Source organism: Nocardia nova (assembly GCF_002933465.1).
Lineage (GTDB): Bacteria > Actinomycetota > Actinomycetes > Mycobacteriales > Mycobacteriaceae > Nocardia > Nocardia nova_B.
The window spans coordinates 1-4,115 of sequence record NZ_PSZE01000068.1; the positions used below are offsets into that span (position 1 = coordinate 1).

Below are 4,115 nucleotides of genomic sequence, written 5' to 3' on the forward strand. Positions count from 1 at the left end.
CGACCTGCTCGGGCGCCACCCCACCACGCTCCAGCGCCGCCTTGATGGCGAAACCACCCAGATCCGACCCGGAGAACCCGGACAACCCACCAAGCAACCGACCCACCGGAGTACGGGCGCCGGAAACTATGACAGAGGTGGTGGCCACGATGAACCTCGCTTCTCACATTCGGGGACGCGGCGGCTGCCGCCCTGGTACTCAGCGGCGTGCCGCCCTCGTACTCGGCGACGGGCCGCTCTCGTACTCAACGGTAACCCTTCCCGTCCCGGCAGCTCCAAGTAGGTGCGCGCTACCTTCGTAGAGTGAGCACTACCGATACGTCCACATTCATTCCCGCCGATTACGTCATCGCCGTCGATCACGTCGGCGTCGCCGTGCCCGATCTCGATACCGCCGTGGCGTGGTATTCGGACAATCTCGGCATGGTCGAAACCCACCGTGAGGTCAACGAGGCCCAGGGCGTGCACGAGGCGATGCTGTCGCTGCCCGGTTCCGGCGACGACGCCACTGCTCTGCAGTTGCTGGCGCCGCTGAACGAGGAGTCCACGATCGCCAAGTTCATCGACCGCAACGGCCCCGGATTGCAGCAACTGGCCTACCGCGTGACCGATATCGACGCGGTAGCTACTTTCCTGCGAGGCCGCGGCATCCGTTTGCTGTACGACGCCCCCCGCGCCGGAACCGCAAACTCGCGCATCAATTTCATCCACCCCAAGGATGCTGGCGGTGTGCTCGTCGAACTCGTCGAACCGGCGGCGAATCCTACTCACTAGTACCGGAATCCGGCCGCAGAAACAGTTCGTAACGACATTCGCAGTCGACTCACCATGGTGGGTCGACAGGCTGTAGTTTGTGGGGCATGTCGTCCACTGAGCCCGATCGCAATCGCTTCGTCGCGTTGCCTTTCACGGTAGTACGTAAAGGCTACGACCGTGACGAAGTACGCAATTACTTCGACCGCTTCGATGCCGAGCTGAGGGTCACCGCAACAGATCGCGATGCCGCCGCCGCTCAGGCTCGTAACCTGGCCGCCCAGCTGGAGGACGCCCGCGACGAGATCGATGAGCTTCGCAAGGAAGTCGATCGCCTGTCGGTTCCGCCCACCACCGCGGAAGGCATGAGCGACCGAATCTCCCGGATGCTGCGATTGGCATCCGACGAGGCGTCCGAGGTCCGCGCGCAGGCGCAGGCCGAGGCCGCCGAGATGATCTCCATCGCGGAGCAGCAGGCCACCGAGATGCGTGGCAAGTACGAATCCCTGTTGGCCGAGACCAAGGAGAAGCGCGAGGCGCTCGAGGTCGAATTCGAGCAGACGCTGTCGAACGCGCGCGCCGAGTCGGCCAAGATCGTCGAGGCCGCCCAGGCCGACGCCACCCGCATCACCAAGGAGGCCGAGGCCAAGCGCAAGGCCGCCCAGCAGGACTTCGAGGCCACCATGGCCGAGAAGCGCACCAAGCTGACCAAGGCCATGGAGGAGCTGGAGGCATCCAGCCGCTCCGACGCCGCCCAGCGCATCAAAGAGGCCACCGACGAGGCCAACCGCCTGGTCACCTCCGCCACCCAGTCCGCCGAGCGCAAGATCGCGCACGCGAAGGAACTGGCCGAGGAGATGCGCGTCCTGCGCGGCCGAGTTCTGGCCCAGCTGTTGGGTATTCGCGGCCAGCTCGATTCGGTCCCGGCCATGCTGGCCGCGGTCAACCGCGAAAGCGAACTGCTCGACGGCGCACCGGAACAGCGTTCGCTGTCCGGTAAGCAGTCCGGTTCCGGCCGGCAGAAGGCCATCCCCGAGGTCAAGGCGGAAGACGAAGAGTCCGTCGACGAAGAGCGCGAAAGCGCCGAAGTCTCGAGCTGACAACACGCGCCACCCCTCAGGGCGACACATTCACCACCCGTTTCGAGGCCGCTCCCGCACCGCGGGGGCGGCCTTCCCTCTGCCCGCACCCCGGCCGGGTTACGACCATGCCCGTACCCGGGCCCCGTTACGACCAGCGCCGCGTGATCGTGCGGGTGTGGCGCCCGCGCCAGCAGCCGGAATGCCAATGGCGACGGTCGTTTTCGCCGCCGTCGGCCGGCCACGCCACGATATGCGCTGTGCCGGGCGGGATCTCGTGATCGCAGCCGGGGCATCGGTAGGTCTTCGCCGCACGGGAACCCGGGATAGTGCGCACCACGAAGGTTTCCGAGCCACCGGGCCCATCCTCGGTACGCCCGAAGACATCACCGATGGGCCGCGGCTCCCGAGGGAGCCGCGACGATTTCGGACGAGGTTTCCGGCGTGGCACGAGCGCCCTCAGAACAACCGGAATTCGGTGCTGTCGGTACCGCGCAGCGCATTGTAATCGAGTGTGACGCAGCGGATCCCGCGATCGGTCGCCAAGGTCCGCGCCTGCGGTTTGATCTGCTGTGCCGCGAAGACACCGGTGACCGGCGCCAGCAGCGGATCCCGGTTCAGCAATTCCAGATACCGGGTGAGCTGCTCCACCCCGTCGATCTCGCCCCGGCGTTTGATCTCCACCGCGACGGTGGCGCCGTCGGCGTCACGGCACAGGATGTCCACGGGGCCGATGGCCGTCATGTATTCGCGGCGGATCAGCGTATAGCCGTCACCCAGCGTGCCGATGTGTTCGGCGAGCAGCTCCTGGAGATGGGCCTCGACCCCGTCCTTCACAAGCCCGGGATCCACGCCCAGTTCGTGCGCGGAGTCGTGTTCGATGTTCTCGACGGTGATCCGCAGCTCCTCACCGGCTTTGTTGGTCACCACCCAGAGCTGGGAGCCGTCGGGCATCGTCTCGACATCGGTCTCGCGCTCTTCCAACCAGCAGGGCGGACTCATCCAGTTCAGCGGCTTGTAGGAACCGCCGTCGGAATGCACCAGCACCGAGCCGTCCGCTTTCATCATCAGCAGCCGACGGGCCATCGGGAGATGTGCGGTGAGCCGACCCACGTAATCGACCTGGCAACGAGCAATCACAAGGCGCACCGGTCGAGTTTAGGCCCTCGCCGAGACCGCTTGCGCGCGGGGCGATCAGCCGACGAGCAAGATGTATCCGAGTACGGCCGCGACGACGAGCAGAACCGTCTCGAACCGATTGAGCCGGTGAGCGCGGGCATGACCACCGCGCAACAGCAACCACCCGGTGAGCAGCCCGATCGTCAGGGCGATCAGATGCCCGACATTGGTGAAGGTTTGGCCCATGACGACGCCCGCGACGGCGACAGCACCGAGCGAGATGGCCCACGTCGGTCGCCACTTGGCGGGCAGAACCACCATCAGCGAACCGATGACCGCCAGCGCGCCGTAGCTGACGCCGACGTCCTCGGCGAGGGAAATACTCGTCGGCAGCCATTTCACGCTCACCGCCACCCACAGGCCACCGGCGACGAGGAGTGTGGCGCCGATATGGCCGGCGATGAAGATCCGCAGCAGCGACAGGGCGCCGAACCGCCATTCCGCCAGAATGAGCAGACAGACCAGCAGCGGGATGAGCAGCGCGCCCGCAGTGCCGTCACCGATGACGAACGCACTGGAGAACAGGGTGCCGAACCGTCCAGCCAGTAGATTGTGCAGATTGGTACTCGCATGCTGGATGACGCGGGCCTGCTGCGTATCGCTGAGTACCGACACCAGAACGGTCACCGCGATGAGCAGGGCGCCGTAGCTGTAGGTCATCGGCAGCTTGAATCGATCCCGCAGCGTGAGGGAACGGCCGACCTGCGCGGGGCCGGACTCCAGTGCTGACTGTGTGGCCGGCTCCTGGAGTAGAACCATTCGGATCACCTTCCGCTACCAGACCGGTACCGATTGCACCGGGTCGACACCATCCATGATCCCGATCGATCTCACGAATGGTGTCAGGCTTACTTAGGAAAGTCCTGTGAACCCGGGCATACCCACCCGAACCGATCCCATTCACCCGAAGATACTCCGGGCGAGTCACGCAAGTCGCCCGGCCGGCGACGCGCGCATCGACCCGACCGGGTCCGGATATGCGGGAGGCCCCCAACCTGCTGGTTGGGGGCCTCCCTGAATGTATGTTCCGGCGGTGTCCTACTCTCCCACACCCTGTCGAGTGCAGTACCATCGGCGCAGGTGGCCTTAGCTTCCGGGTTCGGA

Annotated in this window: 5 protein-coding genes, 1 rRNA gene and 1 pseudogene; 2 read left to right on the top strand and 5 right to left on the bottom strand. The window is 65.6% G+C overall.

Annotated features, from left to right (window positions below):
* Positions 1-148, bottom strand: a pseudogene (locus C5E41_RS32685) (acetyl-CoA C-acyltransferase); the annotation flags it as partial.
* A 155-nt stretch (positions 149-303) separates the two neighbouring features.
* Here C5E41_RS32685 and mce point away from each other — a divergent pair.
* A complete protein-coding gene (mce, locus tag C5E41_RS32690; RefSeq protein WP_104379527.1) occupies positions 304-774 on the top strand; it encodes a methylmalonyl-CoA epimerase in 471 nt (156 codons plus the stop codon).
* Between the two features lie 86 nt (positions 775-860).
* Positions 861-1,853 (top strand): hypothetical protein, encoded by a 993-nt coding sequence (locus C5E41_RS32695; protein WP_104379528.1) that lies wholly within the window; start codon positions 861-863, stop codon positions 1,851-1,853.
* A gap of 127 nt (positions 1,854-1,980) precedes the next feature.
* Here C5E41_RS32695 and C5E41_RS35640 read toward each other — a convergent pair whose 3' ends face one another.
* The 4 genes from C5E41_RS35640 to rrf all read right to left on the bottom strand — a co-directional run.
* Positions 1,981-2,283 (bottom strand): ATP/GTP-binding protein, encoded by a 303-nt coding sequence (locus C5E41_RS35640; protein ID WP_104379529.1) that lies wholly within the window; start codon positions 2,281-2,283, stop codon positions 1,981-1,983.
* 8 nt (positions 2,284-2,291) lie between these two features.
* Positions 2,292-2,981: an endonuclease NucS gene (gene nucS, locus C5E41_RS32705; RefSeq protein WP_104379530.1), complete on the bottom strand. Its 690-nt coding sequence runs from the start codon at positions 2,979-2,981 to the stop codon at positions 2,292-2,294.
* A gap of 45 nt (positions 2,982-3,026) precedes the next feature.
* Entirely contained in the window at positions 3,027-3,770 is a 744-nt protein-coding gene (locus C5E41_RS32710; RefSeq protein ID WP_104379531.1) for a rhomboid-like protein, read from the bottom strand.
* Positions 3,771-4,036: 266 nt separating this feature from the next.
* Positions 4,037-4,115, bottom strand: a 5S ribosomal RNA gene (gene rrf / locus C5E41_RS36360); the annotation flags it as partial.

Bases quoted from the DNA above. Each gene is read 5' to 3' on its own strand.
- C5E41_RS32695 (WP_104379528.1), top strand. From the start codon at position 861: ATGTCGTCCACTGAGCCCGATCGCAATCGCTTCGTCGCGTTGCCTTTC.
- C5E41_RS32710 (WP_104379531.1), bottom strand. From the start codon at position 3,770: ATGGTTCTACTCCAGGAGCCGGCCACACAGTCAGCACTGGAGTCCGGC.